The organism is Leisingera sp. JC1 (genome assembly GCF_001679925.1).
Classification (GTDB): domain Bacteria; phylum Pseudomonadota; class Alphaproteobacteria; order Rhodobacterales; family Rhodobacteraceae; genus Leisingera.
Window position 1 is genome coordinate 1 of record NZ_LYUZ01000099.1, and the last position, 21,834, is coordinate 21,834.

General features: G+C 61.9%; 18 protein-coding genes, 1 tRNA gene and 2 pseudogenes. 11 read left to right on the forward strand and 10 right to left on the reverse strand.

Annotated features, from left to right (window positions below):
* Positions 1-144: pseudogene (locus tag A9D60_RS27470) on the forward strand (IS5/IS1182 family transposase); the annotation flags it as partial.
* Positions 144-335, forward strand: a pseudogene (locus A9D60_RS25565) (IS5/IS1182 family transposase); the annotation flags it as partial. The pseudogenes A9D60_RS27470 and A9D60_RS25565, both read left to right, overlap by 1 nt.
* A gap of 333 nt (positions 336-668) precedes the next feature.
* Here A9D60_RS25565 and A9D60_RS15140 read toward each other — a convergent pair.
* From A9D60_RS15140 to A9D60_RS15155, 4 genes are all read right to left on the reverse strand, one after another.
* Entirely contained in the window at positions 669-1,916 is a 1,248-nt protein-coding gene (locus tag A9D60_RS15140; RefSeq protein ID WP_065268366.1) for a hypothetical protein, read from the reverse strand.
* Between the two features lie 707 nt (positions 1,917-2,623).
* A tRNA-Leu gene (locus A9D60_RS15145) sits at positions 2,624-2,710 on the reverse strand.
* Between the two features lie 170 nt (positions 2,711-2,880).
* A complete protein-coding gene (locus tag A9D60_RS15150; protein ID WP_065268367.1) occupies positions 2,881-4,446 on the reverse strand; it encodes a caspase family protein in 1,566 nt (521 codons plus the stop codon).
* Between the two features lie 222 nt (positions 4,447-4,668).
* Complete coding sequence (locus A9D60_RS15155; protein ID WP_065268368.1) at positions 4,669-6,282, reverse strand: peptidoglycan-binding domain-containing protein; 1,614 nt, start codon at positions 6,280-6,282, stop codon at positions 4,669-4,671.
* Between the two features lie 126 nt (positions 6,283-6,408).
* Here A9D60_RS15155 and lipB point away from each other — a divergent pair, with 126 nt between their 5' ends.
* The gene (gene lipB, locus A9D60_RS15160) at positions 6,409-7,059 is read left to right on the forward strand and encodes a lipoyl(octanoyl) transferase LipB (protein WP_065268369.1); all 651 of its coding nucleotides are present in this window, start codon (positions 6,409-6,411) and stop codon (positions 7,057-7,059) included.
* Positions 7,060-7,061: 2 nt separating this feature from the next.
* Here lipB and A9D60_RS15165 read toward each other — a convergent pair whose 3' ends face one another.
* Both A9D60_RS15165 and A9D60_RS15170 read right to left on the reverse strand, forming a co-directional pair.
* Complete coding sequence (locus tag A9D60_RS15165; RefSeq protein WP_254656707.1) at positions 7,062-8,732, reverse strand: alpha/beta fold hydrolase; 1,671 nt, start codon at positions 8,730-8,732, stop codon at positions 7,062-7,064.
* A 369-nt stretch (positions 8,733-9,101) separates the two neighbouring features.
* Complete coding sequence (locus tag A9D60_RS15170) at positions 9,102-9,527, reverse strand: HIT family protein (protein ID WP_065268371.1); 426 nt, start codon at positions 9,525-9,527, stop codon at positions 9,102-9,104.
* A gap of 235 nt (positions 9,528-9,762) precedes the next feature.
* Between A9D60_RS15170 and A9D60_RS15175 the strand changes: the two genes are divergently transcribed.
* Together A9D60_RS15175 and A9D60_RS15180 are read left to right on the forward strand one after the other, a co-directional pair.
* The gene (locus tag A9D60_RS15175; RefSeq protein ID WP_065268372.1) at positions 9,763-11,436 is read left to right on the forward strand and encodes a cytochrome c oxidase subunit I; all 1,674 of its coding nucleotides are present in this window, start codon (positions 9,763-9,765) and stop codon (positions 11,434-11,436) included.
* Between the two features lie 154 nt (positions 11,437-11,590).
* A complete protein-coding gene (locus A9D60_RS15180; protein ID WP_065268373.1) occupies positions 11,591-12,082 on the forward strand; it encodes a DUF2244 domain-containing protein in 492 nt (163 codons plus the stop codon).
* A 98-nt stretch (positions 12,083-12,180) separates the two neighbouring features.
* Here A9D60_RS15180 and A9D60_RS15185 read toward each other — a convergent pair whose 3' ends face one another.
* Positions 12,181-12,654 carry a GatB/YqeY domain-containing protein gene (locus A9D60_RS15185; RefSeq protein WP_065268395.1) on the reverse strand — a complete coding sequence of 158 codons (474 nt, stop codon included), beginning with the start codon at positions 12,652-12,654 and terminating at the stop codon, positions 12,181-12,183.
* Positions 12,655-12,836: 182 nt separating this feature from the next.
* On the opposite strand from A9D60_RS15185, the gene carA reads away from it, so the two are divergent.
* Together carA and A9D60_RS15195 are read left to right on the forward strand one after the other, a co-directional pair.
* Positions 12,837-13,997: a glutamine-hydrolyzing carbamoyl-phosphate synthase small subunit gene (carA, locus tag A9D60_RS15190; protein ID WP_065268374.1), complete on the forward strand. Its 1,161-nt coding sequence runs from the start codon at positions 12,837-12,839 to the stop codon at positions 13,995-13,997.
* A gap of 110 nt (positions 13,998-14,107) precedes the next feature.
* Positions 14,108-16,039 carry a glycosyltransferase family 2 protein gene (locus A9D60_RS15195; RefSeq protein WP_065268375.1) on the forward strand — a complete coding sequence of 644 codons (1,932 nt, stop codon included), beginning with the start codon at positions 14,108-14,110 and terminating at the stop codon, positions 16,037-16,039.
* Here A9D60_RS15195 and A9D60_RS15200 read toward each other — a convergent pair.
* On the reverse strand, positions 15,999-16,643 hold the full coding sequence (locus A9D60_RS15200) for a GntR family transcriptional regulator (protein WP_039184023.1): 645 nt from the start codon (positions 16,641-16,643) through the stop codon (positions 15,999-16,001). The genes A9D60_RS15195 and A9D60_RS15200 overlap by 41 nt on opposite strands.
* A 142-nt stretch (positions 16,644-16,785) precedes the next feature.
* Between A9D60_RS15200 and A9D60_RS15205 the strand changes: the two genes are divergently transcribed.
* The 4 genes from A9D60_RS15205 (at position 16,786) to A9D60_RS15220 (ending at position 19,824) form a co-directional block, all read left to right on the forward strand.
* Positions 16,786-17,430 carry a pyrimidine 5'-nucleotidase gene (locus A9D60_RS15205; protein WP_065268396.1) on the forward strand — a complete coding sequence of 215 codons (645 nt, stop codon included), beginning with the start codon at positions 16,786-16,788 and terminating at the stop codon, positions 17,428-17,430.
* A gap of 164 nt (positions 17,431-17,594) precedes the next feature.
* Positions 17,595-17,843 carry a hypothetical protein gene (locus A9D60_RS15210; protein WP_039151719.1) on the forward strand — a complete coding sequence of 83 codons (249 nt, stop codon included), beginning with the start codon at positions 17,595-17,597 and terminating at the stop codon, positions 17,841-17,843.
* A gap of 78 nt (positions 17,844-17,921) precedes the next feature.
* Positions 17,922-19,118, forward strand: coding sequence for a UbiH/UbiF family hydroxylase (locus tag A9D60_RS15215; protein WP_065268376.1), 1,197 nt, complete (start codon positions 17,922-17,924; stop codon positions 19,116-19,118).
* Between the two features lie 22 nt (positions 19,119-19,140).
* Entirely contained in the window at positions 19,141-19,824 is a 684-nt protein-coding gene (locus A9D60_RS15220; RefSeq protein ID WP_254656708.1) for a M50 family metallopeptidase, read from the forward strand.
* Here the strand turns inward: A9D60_RS15220 and A9D60_RS15225 are convergent.
* Together A9D60_RS15225 and A9D60_RS15230 are read right to left on the reverse strand one after the other, a co-directional pair.
* Entirely contained in the window at positions 19,821-20,945 is a 1,125-nt protein-coding gene (locus A9D60_RS15225; RefSeq protein ID WP_065268378.1) for an aminotransferase class V-fold PLP-dependent enzyme, read from the reverse strand. The genes A9D60_RS15220 and A9D60_RS15225 overlap by 4 nt on opposite strands.
* 225 nt (positions 20,946-21,170) lie before the next feature.
* Positions 21,171-21,797 (reverse strand): hypothetical protein, encoded by a 627-nt coding sequence (locus A9D60_RS15230; RefSeq protein WP_141117937.1) that lies wholly within the window; start codon positions 21,795-21,797, stop codon positions 21,171-21,173.
* Positions 21,798-21,834: the final 37 nt, after the last annotated feature.

The following is a 21,834-nucleotide window of genomic DNA, read 5'->3' on the forward strand; positions in this document are numbered from 1 at the left end:
GCGTTCTGGAAACGATGGACGGGATACCACACCCGCAGCCGCGCAGAAGCCAGGATGCGCTGCCTCAAGGCCTTCGGCGAGCGCATCGCCGCGAGAGACCCAGATAGCCAAACCGCTGAAATCCACATCCGCGTCGCACTCATGCGTTCTGGAAACGATGGACGGGATACCACACCCGCAGCCGCGCAGAAGCCAGGATGCGCTGCCTCAAGGCCTTCGGCGAGCGCATCGCCGCGAGAGACCCAGATAGCCAAACCGCTGAAATCCACATCCGCGTCGCACTCATCAACCGCTTCAATGCCCTCGGCACCGCCGAGATCGTCCGCGTGGCCTGAACCTGAAGGGGAAAGGGGAAGTCACGCCTCAAGACGCCTTTCTGCAACAATGCCCTCCAAGTGTCTGCAGTAATATTGCCAGCCAAAGACAGCAACTTAGGAAGTACAGCCGCATTATCACGGGCAAGAAATTCGAAAACATTATCATCTGAAAAAAAATCGCAAATATCCTGCAAATCTTTCGGATCGCCTTTGGCAAGGCTTCTTAAGCCTTCTTTTAGTTCACCAACACGCCCATCAACCATAAAATACTGGTCAACCTTGGCATCAGTTTCGTCGCCACTCAAATCACGCAACTCAAAAAAAATCTCTGTGAGCTCAAGAAACTTCTCTTCAAATGTCATTTAGGCGCTCCCCATCGAATAGCATTTTCCAATCTGGACTCGGCCCGCTTGGGCACCTCAGAAAGGAAAGTGTAGCCTTCGACACCGCTAGCTTATTTTTATTCCCGATATTCACCTTAGCCAAATTCAAGGCGTTTCGCGCGGCCTCGAATCTCTCTAGGTCCAACCAGGCGGAAAATTCCTTGAGCCCATCCTTGAATTTTCCCAGCACCTCTATCTTTGTTTTTTTCTCATCGCTGGAATATCTTCCAATCGCCCCGAATACCCCCGCCAAAACCACTTCCCGGCCGAGCCACTTAACCGAAAGATCATCTTCACGAAATTGCGCATCCAGTTCCCGCAAAAACTCTGCAAACGCTTCCAAAAGCTCGACATTGATCTCTAGCTTATTGTCCTCACCACTAGACATTGAAAGTGATTTCTCCGCAGCAAAGTCGGAATTTGTAGAAATTGGCTTCCCCGCATCCAGGGACTGAAAAGCCGTTACCAAATGAGAAAAATGGAATTGACCAACCTCTCGCGACTTACTGTAAGAAATTGAACTTTTATCCCGCTCTCTTATTATGCGACCATCACCCAACCTACCCTTCAAAACTTCCAAATAATCCGAAAAAAGAAGCTCAATCTGATGCTTAATATTAACAGATTTATGCCCAGCGTTGAGGATTAGCATCTTCTGAATCTGCTCATTTTCACTCAACCCAAACCACACTTCTAGCCAGAGGTTCACATCATCAAACACTCTAGAGAAGTCCTCGGGACTCATAGAGCGCTTGGATCGCAACACCTTTACAAACAGTGATGAGGGGCAGTCGTTACGCAGAAGCCAATCCTTGTGCTCTCTGACTACTTTTGAAATTGGAGGGCGCACTCCCGAAACGTCTAATTCTTCATCGACAGACTCAATGAGATATTGCACTACATCGAAAATTAGCTTCATTCGGTGCGTACGCTGCAGGCCGTCAAGTATTTTCCAACCTGAACCAAGCTGAACAGCAGTACTAGAGCCAGGGCTTTCATTCTCCGGGCTCGCAACCAGCACAATTAGAGGGATGTGCTTCTTCTCAACAATCGTTTCCCAAAGATTGTCAAGATACCGGTTAGACGTGATACCGCGCTGAACAAAGTACTGACGGAAATCTTCAGGCAAATATTTTAAGTACTCAGTGAACGATACTCGACATAAGACCCCCTCAGAATCCCCTTCATTAAACTTGTCCAACACATGTACACGCATCGCAACGCTCCTAAATGTAACTCTGAAATACTTTGCGATATTCACCTTTGCCAACCAAAAGAACAAGGCAATATCGAGAACATGCGAACACCACTGAACACTAACTCTACGAAGGTTGAAATTGGACATAAACGCGCGCAGCATCGAATGCCAATCCAAAGTCAACAAGCCAAACTATGGAAGCGCTGCGCTGCAGTATCCAAGACTGGTCGTATAGCGCCCTGTGACCGGCCGCGTAACCGACACTAGCAACCGGCCTAGGCGTTGTAACGCGCGCTCGACCATCCCAGGAAAAGGCTTAAGTTGCGCCTGCAGCTATCCTTGTCGCTGCTCAGTCCTTATGGTCGGAGCTTAGGTAATTATAGTCAGTTCGAGCCGGGTTTTGATCGCTCGGCATTTTGGCCTTGTGTTCTATGAAGGGCTTCGGGGCTTCGCCGCCAACTAAGCTAGCATCAGGCATTTGCCCCCTAAAACGTCAAACATTCCCAACCTACAGCGGATTTTCGAAGTTGGGTGCAGAAGCAGCGAGACGCGATGGACCCAGTCGTCGTAAGCCTGTGCACTCAAAATTCCTGTTGATGTGCAAACGACCGAACCAAATGCCTTCAACTCTCAAGCGCTTTGCAAGCCAAAGGGTGTACTTAGGGGTGGACAGACTCACGCCACCCGCGGCAAGTACTTGAAAAATATAAACTTTTCAGGAAAGTTGGTGCGGTCGAGAAGACTCGAACTTCCACTCCGGTTAAGGAACAGCGACCTCAACGCTGCGCGTCTACCAATTCCGCCACGACCGCACTGTCTTAGGCTTGGTGTAGCGGCGTATAGACCAGCCCGGATGCGATGTGAAGCCGAAAATCGTCTTTTTTGCGCAGAATATCGCGGCTGCGGCTCCAGACTGCCAACTGGCGGAGAACAGCCGGTTTTTCCGGCTGCCTTCCAGCTTGAACAAGATCAAAGGAGGCGTTCAATTACCCTGGACCGCCAACTGCCGGCGCAGCACCATCTCGCCTGACATCTGGTCATAGTAAGCCGGGAACTGATCGTGATTCACCGTTGCCGCCAGATCCTGCACATCCCGGCGCACCTGTTTGGCCAGCTGGTGCAGGGTCATGCCCGGCTCATTCAGCCGCGACAGCAAGGCGCGGGTAAAGACGGAGTTCGGATTGGCATCAGTGTCCGACAGCCGGTCCAGCGCAGTCTGGCCTGCGCCAGCGGAGTACAGAATGAAAGCCCCCTCCGGCGGCTCCATCCGCACCAGCCCGCGGCTGCCGCCGACAGACCGCTGGCCATCCTGCGGGAAGGGGTTGTTGCGGCAGGCATCGAGGATCATGATAGTTGACCGCGCGCCCTTGCGCTGGAAGGTGCCCAGCACACGATCAGCGGCAATACTCTCGCCAGTCAGGAAGCTTTCGTCGCCAAAGTTCACCACCGGCACGTCCGAGGGCAGCAGGTAGTTGCGCCCGTCCACTTCCACCCCGTGGCCGGCAAAGTAGAACAGAACCTCGTCCCCCGGCTCAATCCGGTTGGCAAAGGTGGAAACCGCGCTGTTGATATCGCGGCGGCTGGCGTCATACAGCGTGGTGACATCAAAGCCCAGCGCCGCCAGCGTGCTGCTGACAGCCTGCGCATCGTTGCGCGCCTTCTGAAGCGCTGCGAGGTTCTGGTAGCCGTCCACCCCGATCACCAGCGCACGGCGGCTGATCTGGGGCAGCGCAGCCTGATCGTTTTGCTGTAAAAGCGCCGGAGTCGCAGCGGGAGCAGCACCCTGAACCGAGCCGCCATTCTGGATCAGGGCCTGCCCCGGCGCGGCGGCCAGGAGCTGGCCTTGCTGCATGAACTGGCCCTTCTGCGGAATCTGGCCTTGCGGAACGAATTCCCCCTGCTGCCCCTGGTACTGCGGCTGCTGGGCGACCCCGTATGTCTGGCTTGACGCCGCAAATCCCATCTGGGGCTGGCCGTTTTGACGCGGCGGTGCCGCCTGACCGTATTGCTGCGGCACGCCATAAGTGCCGGCCATGGTCGCCTGAGGCAACCCATAGGGCTGCTGCGGCTGCGGCGCCATCCGCTCTGCCAAATAGATCTTCAGCAGACCGCGCGGGCCGTCAGGATGCGCCATCGCCTGCTGAGTAGCCAAATAGCCGCTGGCCTGCGCCCGCTGGAAGGATGAAATCAGCAGATCCCGTTCGAAGTCATTCAACTGGCCCGTGACCGGATACCCCAAATAAGCCTGGTAGGCGGAGGTCGCCTCCCGCGACTTGCGGCCCAGCTGGCCGTCCACCGCGCCGGCAGGAAACCCGAAATAGTTCAGCGACTGCTGGATCTGCCGCCCTTCCTGGGTCGAAGGCAACCGGGACCGGCGTGGCGTCTTGGCCCCGGATCGCCGCTGCTGGTTCTTGCCCAACGCGTTGCCGATGATCCCGCCAATGATTGCACCAGCTGCGAAATCTCCGGCGTCGGCTGCGGCGCGGGGTGCTGGGGTGAAAGCCAGCGACAGGCTGACGGCAAAGGTAAGAAGCGGCTTAATACACATGGGACCCCTTAAAAACACACACTCAAAGATTGCGTAGAGGGTACACCAAATCACGTTTTGAGGAATATCCGCGACCATTAGAGAAGCGTCAAAAACCTATCCATCACCAAGCAAATGCTGCAAATTTTTAAGGTCAGTCCCCTAGCGGCCGGTGAGGCGGAAAAGAAAAGGCCGGCAAAAATGCCGGCCTTCCCATTTCTTCAAGACGTTGGGATCAGGCGCTCACTCGCTGCTGAAAGAGGGCAAAGCAGATGCTCCGCCAGAGGCCTGCACAGGCTGCACCCGGCCGCCCGCCAGCTCTGTCGAGGCTGCCTTGATCAGTTCCGCGCGGCCCGGCTGGCCTGGCGCAAACACGGGTTCGGCACCGCTTTCCAGCGCAATCACCGCCATGCTGTACCATTCTTGCGCCTTCTTCACCGCATTCGGCGCACCAAAGCCCAGCGCCAGGTGATGGCCGATCAGCTCGGCATAGGGGCGCTGGCCGGTTCCCGCCAGGATCAGGGCGGATCCCAGCGCCACATCCATGTCATCGCGCCGGTAACCGGAGAACAAGCAGATCCCGGCTGTATTGGACAGCTGATCCAGCGACATGCCCGATTGCAGAACGAACTTCTGCACGTCCCCCATCACTTCGCCGCTGCCCGCGGTGCCCAGCTTGGCCAGATAAGGCTTCAAGGCAGGCCCGAAGGCATCGCACTGGCTGTCGATCTGCGCCTGCGACGCCCCTGCGACCTTGCCGGCACGCGCTTCGCCTGCATTGATGGCATAGGTGCGGGCCAGACAGAATTGCTCGCCCAGCGCCAGTTCCGGGTCGTTCATGCTGTCTGCTGTCATGAACCCGCCGTTCGAACTGGTCAGAAGGCTCACCTTGCTGCAATAGCTGGTGAGCGAGGCGCTCTGCTCCTGCTGGTCAAACAGGGTGATGCCGCCCAGGGCCGCGCTTTCCTGCCCGGCAAAGGCCATGACGGTGCTCCGGTTCTGCTGAGCCGCCTGCACCGGTTCTTCTGTTCCCGTGTCTGTCATCCGGCACGTGCCCTGATGGCAGGCAAAACTGGCCGGGGTCACACCGCGGGCCAGGAAATCATTGCGCTGGTACCCCTGCGGTGTCGAGGCAAAGACCATCACCGAACAGTTGGAGGCCCCGCACCAGAACGAGCTGCCGGAAACAGAGGTATCCAGCACATAGTCATTGCGCCCGTCGCCATTCAGGTCGGCAAGCTGCATGAAGCCGGTGCGCTGCAGCAGCTGCTCCCCGGTCGGCTCGGAGCTGGCGGCGATCTCATCCACTGCGTGGCTGACCTCCGGCGGCAGCCCGCCGTAGCCGCCGCTGGCATAGGTGCTGCCAGGAGCGCGGATGCCCGCGGCCTCATCCCGCCAAGTGTGCAGCACGCCGCGCACCCCTTGCGGGCCCTGCATCGCCTTGATGACCTGCGGGCCGCCAACCTGAGCCCGGTTATAGGAACTGACCAGGAAGTTACGCTCATACGGTGCCAGATGGCCGGTGGCCGGATAGCCCATATGCACCTGGTACTGGGTGATCGCCGCGCGCGACCGCCGTCCCAGCACCCCGTCCGGTGTGCCTGCGTTGAAGCCGAAATAATTGAGCGCAACCTGGGTTTCGCGGTTCTCGGCCCGCGCAGCCGAATAGGTCGGTGCCCGCCGGTAGGTGGTCGCGGCACGGCGGCGCTGCTTGTTCTTATGGACTTCGTTGACAATAACACCGCCGATAACGGCGCCGGCGATGGCGGCCCCCAGTTCGTCCGCTGCTGCGGGTCCGGTTACGGATGTCGCCAGAAATGCGGCTGTCAGGGCCGGTTTGAGCGGCTTGGAAAACATGATACTCGCCCCCTATGGATACTCGCTACGGAATCAGGATACTCCACAGGCAGCGTTAGCACCTAGGGTTTTCCCGCCAATTCCGCCGGCAAGCCCCTGGCGGGATGTAAAAGGACTGCAGCAGGCATGGTTGAGTGGATCACATCAGACGGTTTAGTCGATTATGATCAAGCGGTTGCCTTCATGGAAGAGCGCGCCGCGGCAATTGCTGCCGGATCGGCGGAGGAATGCATCTGGCTGGTTGAACACCCCCCGCTATACACGGCCGGCACCTCGGCCAAGCGCGAAGACCTGACAGATCCCGAACGTTTCCCGGTCTACGAGAGCAAGCGCGGCGGCCAGTACACCTATCACGGGCCGGGCCAGCGGGTGGTCTATGTGATGCTGAATGTCGGCACGCGCGGGCATGACGTGCGCCGTTTTGTTCAGCAGCTGGAGACCTGGGTGATTGCCGCCCTGGATGAGTTCAACATCAAGGGCCATATCCGCGAAGGCCGGGTTGGCGTCTGGGTCGAACGCCCGGAAAAGCCTCTCACCCCCTCAGGCGGCACCGCCGAGGACAAGATCGCCGCCATTGGCATCCGGCTGCGCAAATGGGTCAGCTTTCACGGCATCTCGATCAACGTCGAGCCGGAGCTGGAGCATTTCACGGGAATCGTGCCCTGCGGAATCACCGAATACGGGGTGACCAGCCTCGTGGACCTGGGCCTGCCGGTGACAATGGCAGACGTGGATGTCGCCCTGAGGCGCAGTTTCGAACAGGTTTTCGGCAGCTGACCTCAGCCGTCAGAGGCAGAGGTGAGATCCTGCAGCGCCGTCAGAACCAGCTCAGGGAAGTGGTAAAACAGCAGTGCCCCCGCCTCCTGGCTGATGCACAGCCGGGCATCCGGCAGCCCGTTCAGCATCTCGCGGACCGCTGAGAGCGGCGCCACGTGGTCTTCTCCCCCGTGCACGAACACGGATCGCGGCATCCGGGCCGGGATGCCGGTCCGGTTCCCCTGCCGCAGCATCTGCACATCGGCCATGAACCCGGCGCCGCCCTGCTCCTGAAACAGCGCCTGACTTTGCTGAAGCAGCTGCAACAGATCCAGCTGCGACAACCGCGCCCGCTCCTTGCTGCCGCTGCGGGTCTGTATATGCAACAGCATCTTGTGCCCGTACCAGCGCAGTGCTGCCGCCCAGCCCTTCATCAGCACGGGCAGCATCCAATTGGCGCGCGTGGCGGCCAGCGCTACCAGCCATGCATAGCCGCTGAGGCCGGAAAACTGCCGCGGCGAACTGATGGCGCAATTTGAGGCAGCGGCCACCAGACCGGCAATCCTGCTGTCCAGGCGGCTGGCTGCGATAAAACCGTAAAGCGCCCCGCCGCGATGGCACAGCAGCACCGGACGCTGCAGGTTTTCATGCGCCATCAGGGCAATCAGCTGCTGCACAAAGGCTTCCGCGGGGTCCTCTCCGCGTTTCAGCGGCACCGAACCGCCATAGCCGCGGCGCATCGGCGCATAGACCCTGAAGCCCAGATTCCGCAGCTGCGGCTGCAAACGCTGCAGCGGCGCAATCCCGTCCAGCATGCCATGCACGAAAATCACCGGCTGGCCGGTCTCCGCCCCCAGCCGGAAGCACTGGGAGCGCTGACCGGAACTGTCCTCATAGGTGCCCGAGGGCGGCAGCACCTCGCCCCGCGATATTGCCAGGTCCCGGCTGTGTTCATTCATCAGAAAGACCGCCAGCCGGATCAGCTCTGCCGGGCCGGGCGCGCCGGCCTGGCCCGCGGCCTGTTCCAGCCTGCCGTCGACTTTGCCGCCCGGGCTGTGCGCTGTGTCTTTCAGAGGCGCGAAATCCGCCTCCTGCAGGCCCAGCGCTGCGGCAACCGGGACAGCCGCCTCCGCCGTCTGCACCCCGTCCAGCCGCTCTGCCATGACTGCAACAGATGCATCTGGACCGCTCAGGCGCACCGGGCGGCACAGGAACCGCTCGCCGGGGGTGCGGGAGGCCAGCAGCAGCACGTCCCGCCAGGAAAAGGCCCCGCAGCGCACGTCCTCAAGGTAGCTTTGCCACAGCTCAGCCGCCGCCTGCGTCAATCCCAGTGCAGAAGGCAGCGGCCCATTGCCGGTCAATTGGCGTGCCGCCCGCTGCGAGGCGTTCAGAAGACCGCCGTCCGGGCGCGCCTCCGCCAGCAGCCAGAACCGGCTGCAGCTGCCGGAATAGGCTCCCGGGTGCGGCCGCCCTGCCCGCTGCCACTGCTGCTCCTGGATCTCAGCCGCCCGGGCAAAATGCGCCTGCAGCACAGGCCGGCGGCCTTGCGGCATTCCGCCCGCCGCAGGTGTGCCCGGACCGTCCTGCGCACCGGACATGAAACGGTCGAATTGCTCCGGCCGGATCATCGTTTCATAAATGGCGGCCACGACCTGGTCTTGCGACAAGGCCTGCCCATGGCACAAGAGAGTCACCCCTGTCCCTCCAATACAGTTTAGGAAGTCAAAGAAGCACCGCACCCGGCAAGCACGCGGCACGCGCAGGGGATGGTGCAGGCCTTCTGGCCTGCATGTTTCAGGCAGCCTGCCTGTAAACAGAAAATACCCGGCTGATGCCGCCCGGGACCGGGCTGGCATGCACTGCCGAATTGCCCCAATTCTTGGGGCCCCAAACTATTGGGCGCGGGCGCCCTCTCTGACCTACAACCAATTTGCGAAACAGCTATGATCAAATTCAACTAAAATTCAACATTTATTTCAGATGCATAAATTCGCATACCAAAACACCGTGGCTTTATGCCACGGTGTTTTCACATTTCAAAAGATACTGACAGGCAGGAAAGATCAGCCCGACGCCAGCGCCGCACGGATTTTTTCAGCCTGGGATTGGATCAGCTCCATGTCACCCATGGTGCCCGGCGGGCGCAGCCGGTCGCCCTCGTGCCGCGGCAGCACATGCATATGCAGGTGGAACACCTCCTGCCCGCCGGCCGCTTCGTTGAACTGCTGCACGGTGACCCCATCCGCGCCGAACGCGGTGATCACCGCCTGCGACAGTTTCTGCACCGTCTGCATCACCGCCGCCAGCTGCGCCGGGGTGGCATCCAGGATATTGCGGCACGGGGTTTTGGGAATGACCAGCAGATGGCCGTCGGCCCGCGGCATGATATCCATGAAGGCCACGGTATCGTCATCCTCATAGACGCGGGTCGAGGGGATCTCCCCGCGCAGGAGCTTGGCAAAAATATTGTCGGGGTCATAGGCAGGCATGCGTCCGGGCTCCTTGTTCTGGCTTTCTCCCGGTTGTGCGCGCGCCCCGCCCTTAGGTCAAGCGCTCAGAACCGGGCAATTCCCAGGGCATTCAAGCCCCTGCGGCAATAAATCTTGATCCAGATCAAACTCCGCCATTGAAGGCCCCGGCAGGCCACACTAAAACTCGCAAGGAATCCAGGCCGCCCGGAGTCCGTCTCCGGTGGCCTTTCGTTATGCAGCAGGAGGCACCTAAATGGCAGACGCAGCCATTCATGGTCACGGCCACGAGGACGAGCGGAGCTTTTTCACCCGCTGGTTCATGAGCACGAACCATAAGGATATCGGCATTCTTTACCTGATCGTTTCGGCGATTGCAGGTCTCATCTCCGTCATCTTCACCGTCTACATGCGGCTGGAGCTGATGGATCCCGGCGTTCAGTACATGTGCCTGGAAGGCGCGCGCCTGTTCGCAGACGCTGCTGCGGAATGTACTCCGAACGGCCACCTCTGGAACGTGATGATCACCGCCCACGGCATCCTGATGATGTTCTTCGTGGTGATCCCGGCGCTGTTCGGCGGTTTCGGCAACTATTTCATGCCGCTGCAGATCGGCGCTCCGGACATGGCGTTCCCGCGCATGAACAACCTGTCGTTCTGGATGTATGTCGCAGGCACCTCGCTGGCGGTCCTCTCGGTTGTCTCCCCGGGCGGCAATGACCAGCTGGGCTCCGGCGTCGGCTGGGTTCTTTACCCGCCGCTCAGCGTGAACGAAGGCGGCTACTCGATGGACCTGGCGATCTTCGCCGTGCACGTCTCGGGCGCCTCCTCGATCCTGGGTGCGATCAACATGATCACCACCTTCCTGAACATGCGCGCCCCGGGCATGACCCTGTTCAAGGTGCCGCTGTTCTCGTGGTCGATCTTCGTCACCTCCTGGCTGATCCTGCTGAGCTTGCCGGTTCTGGCCGGCGCCATCACCATGCTGCTGATGGACCGCAACTTCGGCTTCACCTTCTTTGACGCGGCTGGCGGCGGCGACCCGATCCTGTACCAGCACATCCTGTGGTTCTTCGGCCACCCGGAAGTGTACATCGTGATCCTGCCCGGCTTCGGCATCATCTCCCACGTCATCGCCACCTTCGCGCGCAAGCCGGTGTTCGGCTACCTGCCGATGGTCTGGGCGATCATCGCCATCGGCGTGCTGGGCTTTGTCGTCTGGGCGCACCACATGTACACCGTCGGCATGTCGCTGAACCAGCAGGCCTACTTCATGCTGGCCACCATGGTGATCGCGGTTCCGACCGGCGTGAAAGTGTTCTCCTGGATCGCAACCATGTGGGGCGGCTCGATCGAGTTCAAGGCTCCGATGATGTTCGCCTTCGGCTTCCTGTTCCTGTTCACCGTCGGCGGTGTGACCGGCGTGGTGCTGTCGCAGGCGGCTGTCGACCGTGCCTATCACGACACCTATTACGTTGTGGCGCACTTCCACTACGTGATGTCGCTTGGTGCGGTGTTCGCGATCTTCTCCGGCGTCTACTTCTACTTCGGCAAGATGACCGGCCGCCAGTATAACGAGCTGGGCGCCCAGATCCACTTCTGGATGTTCTTCATCGGCGCCAACCTGACCTTCTTCCCCCAGCACTTCCTGGGCCGTCAGGGCATGCCGCGCCGCTACATCGACTATCCGGAAGGGTTCGCCTACTGGAACAAGATCTCGTCCTACGGCGCGTTCTTGTCCTTTGCCTCGTTCCTGCTGTTCTTCGGCGTGGTGATCTATTCGCTGCTGCGCGGTGCCCGCGTCACCCAGAACAACTACTGGAACGAATACGCGGACACCCTGGAGTGGACCCTGCCCTCTCCGCCGCCGGAGCACACCTTCGAAATCCTGCCCAAGCAGGAAGACTGGGACCGCTCGCATTCGCACTAAGCGGCCCCGGATCCTGAAATAGCCAAAGGCCCCGGCGCTGATGCTCCGGGGCCTTTTTCATACCCTCCTGACGGGCTGAACAGCTGCAGTGGACATCCCGTTTTTCCGGCACATCATTTGAGCAAGAGCTTTCCTCCCCAGCAGGCCCGAACCGATGCCCTATAACTGGACCCGCCCGCAGGCCGGCGCCGAGCGCGAACTGCACCTCTGGCCGCACCAATCGCTGCCGCCCAAGGGATACGTGCGCTTCATCGGCCTCACGGCAATTCTGATCTGCGTGCCCCTGGTGCCGCTTCTGGGATCCTTTCTGCTCTGGGGCCTCCTGCCATTCCTGCTGCTGGCGCTGTTCGGCATGAAATGGGCGCTGGACCGCAGCCGCCGCGACCACCAGATCCTCGAAGTGCTGACCCTCACCGCTGACGAAGCAAGGCTGGACCGGATCAACCCGGATGGGGCCCGCCAAAGCTGGCACTGCAACCGCTACTGGACCCGGGTGGAGATGCACGACCATGACGGGCCCGTGCCCCATTACGTGACCCTGCAGGGCGGCGGCCGCGAGGTCGAAATCGGCGCCTTCCTCTCGGAAGAAGAACGGGTGGCGCTCTACGCCGACCTCAAAACTGCCTTGTCCGGTCAGCAGACGTGAAAAAGGCCCGCAATGCGGGCCTCATCTTATCTTCTTTCAACAAATTTCCGCGCTGCAGGCATCGCTCGCCAGCACGGTATCAGCCTCGCGGCAACGGATCAGCAGTCACCCTTGCTGCAGAGCTGATCCTTGACCATCGGGCCGGCTTTGCCGAAATCCATCTGGCCGGTGTATTTCGCCTTAAGCGCCGCCATCACCTTGCCCATGTCGCGAATCGATTCGGCGCCTGTTTCAGCCACCGCGGCCTTCACCGCCTCGGCAGCTTCATCGTCGCTCAGCTGCTGCGGCAGAAACTCTTCGATCACACTGATCTCGCCCAGTTCCCGCTCTGCCAGATCCAGCCGCCCGCCTTCCTCATAGGCGCGGGCGCTTTCCTTGCGCTGCTTGGTCATCTTGCCCAGGATGGCAAGGATTTCACCGTCGCCGATGCTGGTTTCCTCGCCATCGGCACGGGCCGCGATCTCGCGGTCCTTGATGGCGGCATTGATCAGCCGCAGCGTGGCCAGCCGGTCGGCGGCCTTGTCTTTCATCGCCTGCTTCAGGGCCTGATTGACCCGTGTGCGCGTATCCATATTCAAAAGCATCCCCATGGTTGCCGGACACCGATGGTTATCCATTCCGGCGCTTCTGCGCAAGTTTTCAGTAAACTTTCAATTCCGGACCCCGCGTCAGCCTGCCGGCCCCTTGCAGGCTTGACCCGCATGGGCGCTCCCCTTACAAGCCCATGAATTTTACCCGCATGGAGACTCGCGCAATGGCCGCTTCCGCCCCGACCAAGCCCACCGCATGCCTGGCGCTCGCTGATGGCACCGTCTTTTACGGCACCGGTTTCGGCGCGACCGGCGACACCGTGGCCGAGCTCTGCTTCAACACCGCGATGACCGGCTACCAGGAGATCATGACCGATCCGTCCTACGCCGGCCAGATCGTCACCTTTACCTTCCCGCACATCGGCAACACCGGCGTCACCCCGGAAGATGATGAAACCGGCGATCCCGTCGCCGCCGGCATGGTGGTGAAATGGGATCCGACGCTGGCCTCCAACTGGCGCGCGACAGAAGAGCTGAAGGACTGGCTCACCCGCACAGGCCGCATCGCTATCGGCGGCGTCGACACCCGCCGCCTAACCCGCGCGATCCGCCAGCAGGGCGCACCGCATGTGGCACTGGCGCATGACCCAGAGGGCAACTTCGACATTGAGGCGCTGGTCGCCAAGGCACGCGGCTGGTCCGGCCTCGTGGGCCTGGACCTTGCCAAAGACGTGACCTGCGCGCAAAGCTACCGCTGGGACGAGATGCGCTGGGCCTGGCCGGACGGCTATGCCCGCCAGGAAGCGCCCAAGCACAAGGTTGTGGCCGTTGACTATGGCGCCAAGCGCAACATCTTGCGCTGCCTCGCCTCCGCAGGCTGCGACGTGACCGTGCTGCCCGCCAATGCAACGGCTGAGGAAGTGCTGGCGCACAACCCCGACGGCGTGTTCCTGTCCAACGGCCCGGGCGACCCGGCTGCCACTGGCGAATACGCAGTGCCGATGATCCAGGACGTTCTGAAAGCCGACCTGCCGGTCTTCGGCATCTGCCTCGGCCACCAGATGCTGGCCCTGGCCCTGGGCGCCAAAACCGTCAAGATGAACCACGGCCACCACGGCGCCAACCATCCGGTCAAGGAGCATGCCACCGGCAAGGTGGAAATCACCTCGATGAACCACGGCTTTGCAGTTGATGCGCAGACCCTGCCCGAAGGCGTCGAGGAATCGCATGTGTCGCTGTTTGACGGTTCCAACTGCGGCATCCGGATTGCAGGTAAGCCGGTCTTCTCGGTGCAGCACCACCCCGAAGCCAGCCCCGGCCCGCAGGACAGCTTCTACCTGTTCGAGCGCTTTGCCGACGCGATGGCAGAACGCAAATCTGCGTAAAAAACCGGCTCGCCATGCCGCTCCGGCGGCATGGTTAACGCCGCATTTACCAACTTTTAACCCCCTGCCGCCAGCCTGAACGCCTCTGGTTTCAGTGTTGCGGGCAGGCGATGGGTATTTTGTCACAGCCGCAGCGGCAGTTTCGTCTGCCGCCGCATGGAAAGCCCCCGCAGCAGGGCCAGACCGCCGGTGCTTTGCCGCCAGTCGACAGCAGCAGCATGATGAAAGCGCTGGTGCTGCGTCAGCATCAAGGGGCCGCGCTTGGCCGGGTGCTGGTCGCCGAGGGCCTGGCCAGCGAAGACCGGGTTCAGGACACATTGTCCTGCCAGTACCGGATCCCCCGCGCAGACTTGTCCGGCCAAATGGCCAATGCGCGGCTGCTGGCCTGCAAACCCGCAGCGTTCTGGCTGCGCCACTGCGCTGTTCCCTGGATGCAGCTGGGCCGGACCGTCACCCTGGCCGTGGCCCACCCCGACCGGTTTGCAATCCTGCAGCAGGAACTGCAGGACAAATTCGAACACATCACGCCTGTTCTGGCCAGCGAAGCGCAAATCACCGCTTTGCTGACGGCGCACTTCAGCCCGGCGCTGGTGCGGAGGGCAAGCTGCAGCGTGCCCCTGCGCCTGAGCTGCCGCTCCCTGCGGCCGCCCCGGGGCCGCGCTCTGCTGGCCGCCTTGGCCATTCCGGCACTCTATCTGGCCTGGCACGCACCGGCAGCACTTCCCGCTGCCCTCAGTGCACTGGCGCTGCTGACTGTGCTCCTGTTCACAGCGCTCAAGCTCTTCGGGCTCGCCTCTTACTGGCAGGCACGGGCGGACAGGATATCCGCTGCGCCTGCGGCTGCCCCGCCCGCCCGCACCGGTTACCCCATGATTTCGATCCTGGTGCCGCTTTTCCGGGAGGCGGAGATCAGCCGCGCCCTGCTCGCCCGGATCCGGAAGCTCAGCTATCCGCGGGCGCAGACGGACGTGATCCTGGTGCTGGAGGAGCACGACAGCGTCACCCGCGCCGCCTTGGAGAACACCCGCCTGCCGCCCTGGATCCGGGTGGTGGAGGTCCCGGCCTATGGCGGGCTGACAACCAAACCGCGGGCGATGAACTATGCGCTGAACTTCTGCCGGGGGGATATCATCGGGGTCTGGGACGCAGAGGATGCGCCCCAGACCGACCAGCTGGACCAGGTGGCGCGGGCCTTTGCCTCAGCCGGGGACCGCACCGCCTGCTTCCAAGGGGTGCTGGACTACTACAATCCCGGCACCAACTGGATTTCGCGCTGTTTCACGTTGGAATATGCCAGCTGGTTCCGCATCGTCCTGGATGGCATTGCCCGGCTTGGCCTGGTGGTGCCCCTGGGCGGCACCACCATGTTCGTACGCCGGACGGTGCTGGAGGAGCTGGGCGGATGGGATGCCCACAATGTTACCGAGGACGCCGATCTGGGTGTCCGCCTGTACCGGGCGGGCTACCGCACCGAGATGCTGCCCAGCACCACTTACGAGGAGGCCAATTGGCGCCCCTGGCCCTGGATCAGGCAGCGCTCCCGCTGGCTCAAGGGGTTCATGGTGACATACCTGGTGCATATGCGCCAGCCGCTGCGGCTGCTGGCCGATCTGGGCTGGACGCGCTTCCTTGGCTTTCAGGCCTTCTTTCTGGGCACCATCGGGCAGTTTCTGTTTGCTCCCGTTCTCTGGTCATTCTGGCTGTTTACCCTGGGCCTGCCGCACCCGGGCGCCGAAAGCCTGCCGCCACAGCTTCTGCTGCTGGCGGCGGCCACGCTGGTGTTCTTTGAAGGGCTGGGGCTGGTGATCAGCATCACCGCGGCCTTTGCCATGGGGCGGCCCTGGCTGGCCGCCTGGGCGCCGGCGATGATCCTCTACTTTCCGATGGGGGCCATCGCCGTCGCCAAGGCCGCGCATGAGCTGCTCGCCCGCCCGTTTTTCTGGGACAAAACAGCCCACGGCATCAAACCCGCAGCCCGGCCCCGGTGCTGGCTCTGGCGGCTTATCCCCGCCCGCTGGCGTCCTGCTTCAGCCGGGTCATGAAGGCAATCGAGATGTGCTCCTTCAACGCCTCGCCCGCCGCCGCCTCGTCACGGCGGCTGATCGCGTCGACAATGCCCTTGTGCTCCGACTGGGCAATCTCGCTGCGCCCCTCCGCCGCCAGAGAGGTGGTTGCCATCAGCGCCATCGTCCGGTGCACCAGATCCAGCTGCTGCACCAGATAGCGGTTGTGCGAAGCCAGATGGATCTGCTCATGGAACCGGCGGTTGGCCTTGGACAGCGCTGCCGGATCGCCGATCAGCTTGTCGTCGGACTCAACCATCTCCTTCAGCACCTTGATCTCTTCCTCGGTGGCATGGCGGGCCGCCAGCTGCGCCGCCAGCCCTTCCAGCTCGCGCCGCACCACGTACAGCTCCGCCATCTGGTTGTGATCCAGCGAAGCCACAATCAGCGACCGCCCGTCACGCTCCAGCAGCGATTGCGTCTCCAGCCGCTGCAGCGCCTCGCGGATCGGCGTGCGCGACACCCCGAAGCGTTCCGCCAGATCGCTTTCCACCAGCCGGTCGCCCGGTTTGTAGATCCCCGAGTCGATCGCCTCTAGGATCAGCGCATAGGCATCTTTCTGGTTGCTGCGGCTCTGGCTCATGGTCGTTCCTGTCTGTTTTGATCCGACAATCTCTACAGCGCATCCCCCAGCAATCAACCCTGATGGCGCCAACGCGCTGAAAACCCGCAGGCAAAATGCGCTTTTCATTGCAAAAGCAGCAAAGGGCGCCTACTTGGGCACCATGCCCAAACACGCCTTTTCCCACGTCTGCCAATGGGTGTTCGATCTCGACAACACCCTCTATCATCCCTCCGCGCGGCTGTTCGACCAGATCGAGGTCAAGATGACCGCCTATGTGATGGACGCGCTCAAGGTGGACAAGGCAGAGGCCGACCGCCTGCGCAGCCATTACTGGCGCGAGCACGGCACCACCCTGGCAGGCCTCATGCGCGAGCACGGCCTGGACCCGGCCCCCTATCTGGTCGCGGTGCATGACATCTCAATGGACCATCTGGAAGAAGACGCCCCGCTGGCGGCCGCGATCCGCAATCTGCCCGGCAAGAAGATCGTCTACACCAATGGCTCTGCCCCCTATGCAGAACGGGTGCTGGCCGCGCGCGGGCTGTCCGGACTGTTCGATGACGTTTACGGCGTCGAACATGCGGACTACCACCCCAAGCCCGAACGCCGTGCCTTTGACCGGGTGTTTGACCGCGCCGGGATCGCCCCGCAGCAGGCCGCCATGTTCGAGGATGACCCGCGCAATCTGGCCGCCCCGCATGAAATGGGCATGCGCACCGTGCATGTGGCACCGGAGCCGGTCCGGGCGGACCATATCCATCATCACTCAGACGATCTTGCGGGTTTTCTGACCGCCCTGACCTGACCCGCAGAACCTGCGCCAGGACGCTTTTGTGCAGCCGTCTGCCGCATCGCAGAATGTGTGCAATTGCATTCCGGCAAAACTTCGCAACTGCGGCAAAATATACCTGTTTGCTGCATGTTTTCCTCCCTATATGCGCCCCGAAACGACCTGATGGAGCCTGACCGATGAGCGCATACACCCTCCCCGCCCGCCTGACCCTGTGGCAGCGCATCCTGTTTGCCGTGCCGTTGCTCGGACGGATCTTCAAGGAAGTCGCCTACGGCCCGGAGGAGAACATCGGCTACGCCCTGGCAACCTTTGTCAGCCTCTGGGGCTGCTCGATCATGCTGTTCGGCATTCCGGGCCTCTACATCCCCGCGCTGTGCATGGTGCCGGTGATGTTCCTGGTCCTGCTCTCCATTACCCGCGGCTAATTCCCCGCGCGGCAGGTTGCCGCTTGTCTTCCCCCTCCGTCAGGGCCTATTTCAGGGCAACAACGGAGGGCTGAGACCATGGCCGAGACCTGCGACATCCTTATTTCCGGCGGCGGCATTGCGGGACTGACCGCAGCCGCCGCGTTTGCCTCCAAGGGGTTCAGCGTCATTTGCGCCGACCCGGCCCCGCCGGTCACTGAGCGCGACGCCGAGGGTTCCGACCTGCGCACCACCGCCTTTCTGCAACCGGCCCAGGCGCTGCTGGAGCGCTGCGGGATCTGGGCGCGGCTGGCGGACCACGCCGCCCCGTTGCAGATCATGCGCATCGTCGATGCCGGCGGCGCCCGGCCCGAACCGCGGGTGGTCAAGGACTTCAACGCCGCCGACATTTCTGACCAGCCGTTCGGGTGGAACCTGCCCAACTGGCTCTTGCGGCGTGAGATGATTGCCCGGCTGGCGGAACTCCCGAACGTGGACCTGCGCTTTGGCACCGGCACCACCGCCCTGTTCACCCGCACCGATGAGGCGCGCGTCAGCCTCAGCGGCGGCAGCCAGGTGACGGCCAAGCTGGTTGTCGCCTGCGACGGCCGCAATTCCCCGATGCGCCAGGCCGCAGGCATTCCGGTGAAAACCACCCGTTACGGGCAAAAGGCGCTGGCCTTTGCCGTTACCCATCCGGTGCCGCATGAAAACGTCTCGACCGAGATCCACCGCTCCGGCGGACCGTTCACGCTGGTACCGCTGCCGGACTACCAGGGCCAGCCGTCCTCGGCGATTGTCTGGATGGAACGCGGCCCCAAGGCGCAGGAACTCTTGAACCTCGAACCCGCAGCCTTTGAGGCCGCGATGACCGAACGCAGCTGCGGGCTGTTCGGCGGTCTGAAACTGGCGTCGCGCCGCACCATCTGGCCGATCATCAGCCAGTCGGCAGCGCGGCTGAACGGCGAACGGCTGGCGCTGATGGCCGAAGCCGCCCATGTGGTGCCGCCGATCGGCGCGCAAGGTCTCAACATGTCGCTGGGAGATCTGCGCAGCCTGCTGGAACTGGCCGAGGCCCGCCCCGAAGGCCTGGGCGATGCCCAGATGCTGGCCGCCTACCACAAGGCCCGCCACAACGAGATCCTGCTGCGCGTGAAGGGCATCGACCTCCTGAACCGCACCTCGATGCTGGCGCCTCGCCCGCTCCGCGACCTGCGCGCCTTTGGCCTCAACGCGCTGTATTCGCTGGCCCCGGTGCGCAAAACGCTGATGCAAATGGGCCTTGGTGTGAAATAACATGCGGGCTGCCGGACGCTTTATGAAAGGCCACTGGCAGCTCCTCTGCCTGACCCTGGCCATTGCCGCCCTTTGGCAAACACCGGCGTTGCTGCCCCTGCGTATCCTGACCGTATTCCTGCACGAACTGTCGCACGCGGCAGCAACCCTGTTCACCGGCGGCGATGTGGTCAGCCTGACCATCGACCCCTATGAAGGCGGCAGGGTGGTCTCGCGCGGCGGCAGCCGCTTCCTGACGCTCACGGCAGGCTACACTGGGTCGCTGCTGATCGGTTCTGCCCTGTTCGTGATTGCCCTGCGCACCGACTGGGACCGCAGGGTGCTCGCCGTCTTCGGCGCGATCACCCTCGCTGTTGCCGCCTTCTATGTCCGGGAACTGTTCGCGCTTGGCTTTACTCTTGCCACCGGCGCGCTGATGCTCGCCGCATCGCGATACCTCAGCCTGAACATCAACGACATGATCCTACGGGTGATCGGGGTCAGCAGCATGATCTACGCCCCGCTCGACATCTGGGACGACACCATTGCCCGTTCCCACCTGCGCTCGGACGCGCGGATGATGGCCGAGGAGTTCGGCGGCGCAACCATGCTGTGGGGCGGGATTTGGCTGGCGATCAGCCTTGGGGTGATCTGGCTCACCCTGCGCCACGGGCTGGGCCGCACAAGCAATATCCCCTTGCGCAGCCCAGTCCGGATCTTGCGTTAAAGCACCTGATCCACGACGTTTTTCAGCCGCGCGATGGTGGCATCCACGTCATACAGCTTGTCGAGACCGAACAGGCCCAGCCGGAAGGTGCGGAAATCCGCAGGCTCGTCACACTGCAGCGGCACGCCCGCGGCGATCTGGGTGCCAAGTGCGAGGAACTTCTTGCCGTTCTGCACATCCGGATCGCTGGTATAGCTCACCACTACGCCCGGCGCGCCAAAGCCGTCAGCCGCAACCGAGGTGATGCCCTTCTCCTTGAGCATCGCCCGCACGCCGTTGCCCAGCGCCCATTGCGCATCGCGCAGTTTCTCGAAACCATACTCCTTGGTCTCCAGCATGGTATCGCGGAAGGCCTTCAGCGCGTCGGTCGGCATGGTGGCGTGATAGGCGTGGCCGCCGTCCTCGTACGCCTTCATGATGGTGCGCCATTGCTTCAAATTGATGGCAAAGCTGTCCGAGGTTGTCTCCTCCAGCCGCGCCAGCGCCCGGTCCGAGAACATCACCAGACCGGCGGACGGGGATGCGCTCCAGCCCTTCTGCGGGGCGGAGATCAGCACGTCCACACCAGTCGCCTTCATGTCGATCCAGGCGCAGCCCGACGCGATGCAGTCCAGCACCATCAGCGCGCCAACCTCATGCGCAGCCGCGGCCATCGCGGTCACATAGTCATCGGGCAGGATCACACCGGCAGCGGTTTCCACATGCGGGGCAAAGACGATGTCCGGCTTCTGCTCCTTGATCGCAGCCACCACATCCGCAATCGGCGCCGGCTCAAACGGCGAGGCGCTCTCATTGCCGGTGCGGCGCGCCTTCATCACGGTGGAGGACGCGGTGAACCCGCCGGCCTCGAAAATCTGGCTCCAGCGGTAGGAGAACCAGCCATTGCGCACCACCAGCGCGTTTGCCCCGCGGGCAAACTGGCGCGCCACCGCCTCCATCGCATAGGTCCCGCCGCCGGGCACCAGCGCCACCGCTTCGGCGTTATAGACCTCTTTCAGCATCGCGTTGATGTCCAGCATCACGGTCTGAAAGGTCTTGGACATATGGTTCAGTGAGCGGTCGGTGAAAACCACCGAAAATTCATCCAGACCCTGCGGGTCCACGGTATCGAGCAGTGCCATCTGGGCCTCCCTTGTCTTCCTTTACTAACGGCTAGCCGGTGCCGCAGGCTTTGGCAAAGCCTACAATGGCATACAGCGCCGCCGCCATTCTCCGAAGGGGGATACTGGCGAAACGGAAAGGAAAAGACAGCCCAAGCACGACAGAAAACACCCGCATTTGCGCCAAGCGGGTTTCACATCGGCAACAAACACTCCGCTGCGGCCCGCCCACCGGGCGCACAGGCATCAGTTCCCAGCATCCCAAGCGACTGCCTGCTCGATCACCCCAGCCACCGCCAGCGCCTTTTCCGCCAGCTCAGGCGGCGTTTGCTCATCCAAGGCCAGATCCGAAATCCGCTGATAAAGCTCCGGCGAGGTGTAAAAGGCAAAGGCATCAGAATTGCCGCCATTGTCCCAGAACGCCGTAATCCAGATCGACGGGCGCCCGATGCACCAGTCGCGCCACAGTTTGGCGGCGAGCAAATCCGCAGGCATTTCCAGCACCTGCGCGAACAAATCCTCCAGCGGCCAGCCCGCAAGACCAAACATGCACAATACATCATCCAAGCTGTCGCCGCCCTCTCGCACAGCTCTCTGGAGAAACATCCGCTGGAATGTACTAAGAACCTGCCACTCTTGCTCGCGCCAACGCGCGGCATCGCCGGTCGGGAAACGGTTCAAGCTGACCTCAAGGCCAACATAAGCCAACTCCTTGTTGCCCGCGAGCGCTTCTAGAACCCTGGGCAGCAAGTATCGCCAGATAGCCTGATCCAGCGGCCCTTCCAAAGCCGCAAAAAACCAGTCGCGCAGATAGTGAAGTGGCAAGTCCGCGATCTCCGGACCAAAGAAGTCTGCCTCAATAGCCGGGTCCATGCAGCATCCTTTGCAGACTCCAGTATCTGACGGCTTG

Excerpts from the sequence above, each read along its gene's own strand:
- A9D60_RS15140 (WP_065268366.1), bottom strand. The coding sequence starts at position 1,916 with ATGCGTGTACATGTGTTGGACAAGTTTAATGAAGGGGATTCTGAGGGG.
- A9D60_RS15150 (WP_065268367.1), bottom strand. The coding sequence starts at position 4,446 with ATGTGTATTAAGCCGCTTCTTACCTTTGCCGTCAGCCTGTCGCTGGCT.
- A9D60_RS15155 (WP_065268368.1), bottom strand. The coding sequence starts at position 6,282 with ATGTTTTCCAAGCCGCTCAAACCGGCCCTGACAGCCGCATTTCTGGCG.
- lipB (WP_065268369.1), top strand. The coding sequence starts at position 6,409 with ATGGTTGAGTGGATCACATCAGACGGTTTAGTCGATTATGATCAAGCG.
- A9D60_RS15170 (WP_065268371.1), bottom strand. The coding sequence starts at position 9,527 with ATGCCTGCCTATGACCCCGACAATATTTTTGCCAAGCTCCTGCGCGGG.
- A9D60_RS15175 (WP_065268372.1), top strand. The coding sequence starts at position 9,763 with ATGGCAGACGCAGCCATTCATGGTCACGGCCACGAGGACGAGCGGAGC.
- A9D60_RS15180 (WP_065268373.1), top strand. The coding sequence starts at position 11,591 with ATGCCCTATAACTGGACCCGCCCGCAGGCCGGCGCCGAGCGCGAACTG.
- A9D60_RS15185 (WP_065268395.1), bottom strand. The coding sequence starts at position 12,654 with ATGGATACGCGCACACGGGTCAATCAGGCCCTGAAGCAGGCGATGAAA.
- carA (WP_065268374.1), top strand. The coding sequence starts at position 12,837 with ATGGCCGCTTCCGCCCCGACCAAGCCCACCGCATGCCTGGCGCTCGCT.
- A9D60_RS15195 (WP_065268375.1), top strand. The coding sequence starts at position 14,108 with ATGGGTATTTTGTCACAGCCGCAGCGGCAGTTTCGTCTGCCGCCGCAT.
- A9D60_RS15200 (WP_039184023.1), bottom strand. The coding sequence starts at position 16,643 with ATGAGCCAGAGCCGCAGCAACCAGAAAGATGCCTATGCGCTGATCCTA.
- A9D60_RS15205 (WP_065268396.1), top strand. The coding sequence starts at position 16,786 with ATGCCCAAACACGCCTTTTCCCACGTCTGCCAATGGGTGTTCGATCTC.
- A9D60_RS15210 (WP_039151719.1), top strand. The coding sequence starts at position 17,595 with ATGAGCGCATACACCCTCCCCGCCCGCCTGACCCTGTGGCAGCGCATC.
- A9D60_RS15215 (WP_065268376.1), top strand. The coding sequence starts at position 17,922 with ATGGCCGAGACCTGCGACATCCTTATTTCCGGCGGCGGCATTGCGGGA.
- A9D60_RS15220 (WP_254656708.1), top strand. The coding sequence starts at position 19,141 with ATGAAAGGCCACTGGCAGCTCCTCTGCCTGACCCTGGCCATTGCCGCC.
- A9D60_RS15225 (WP_065268378.1), bottom strand. The coding sequence starts at position 20,945 with ATGGCACTGCTCGATACCGTGGACCCGCAGGGTCTGGATGAATTTTCG.
- A9D60_RS15230 (WP_141117937.1), bottom strand. The coding sequence starts at position 21,797 with ATGGACCCGGCTATTGAGGCAGACTTCTTTGGTCCGGAGATCGCGGAC.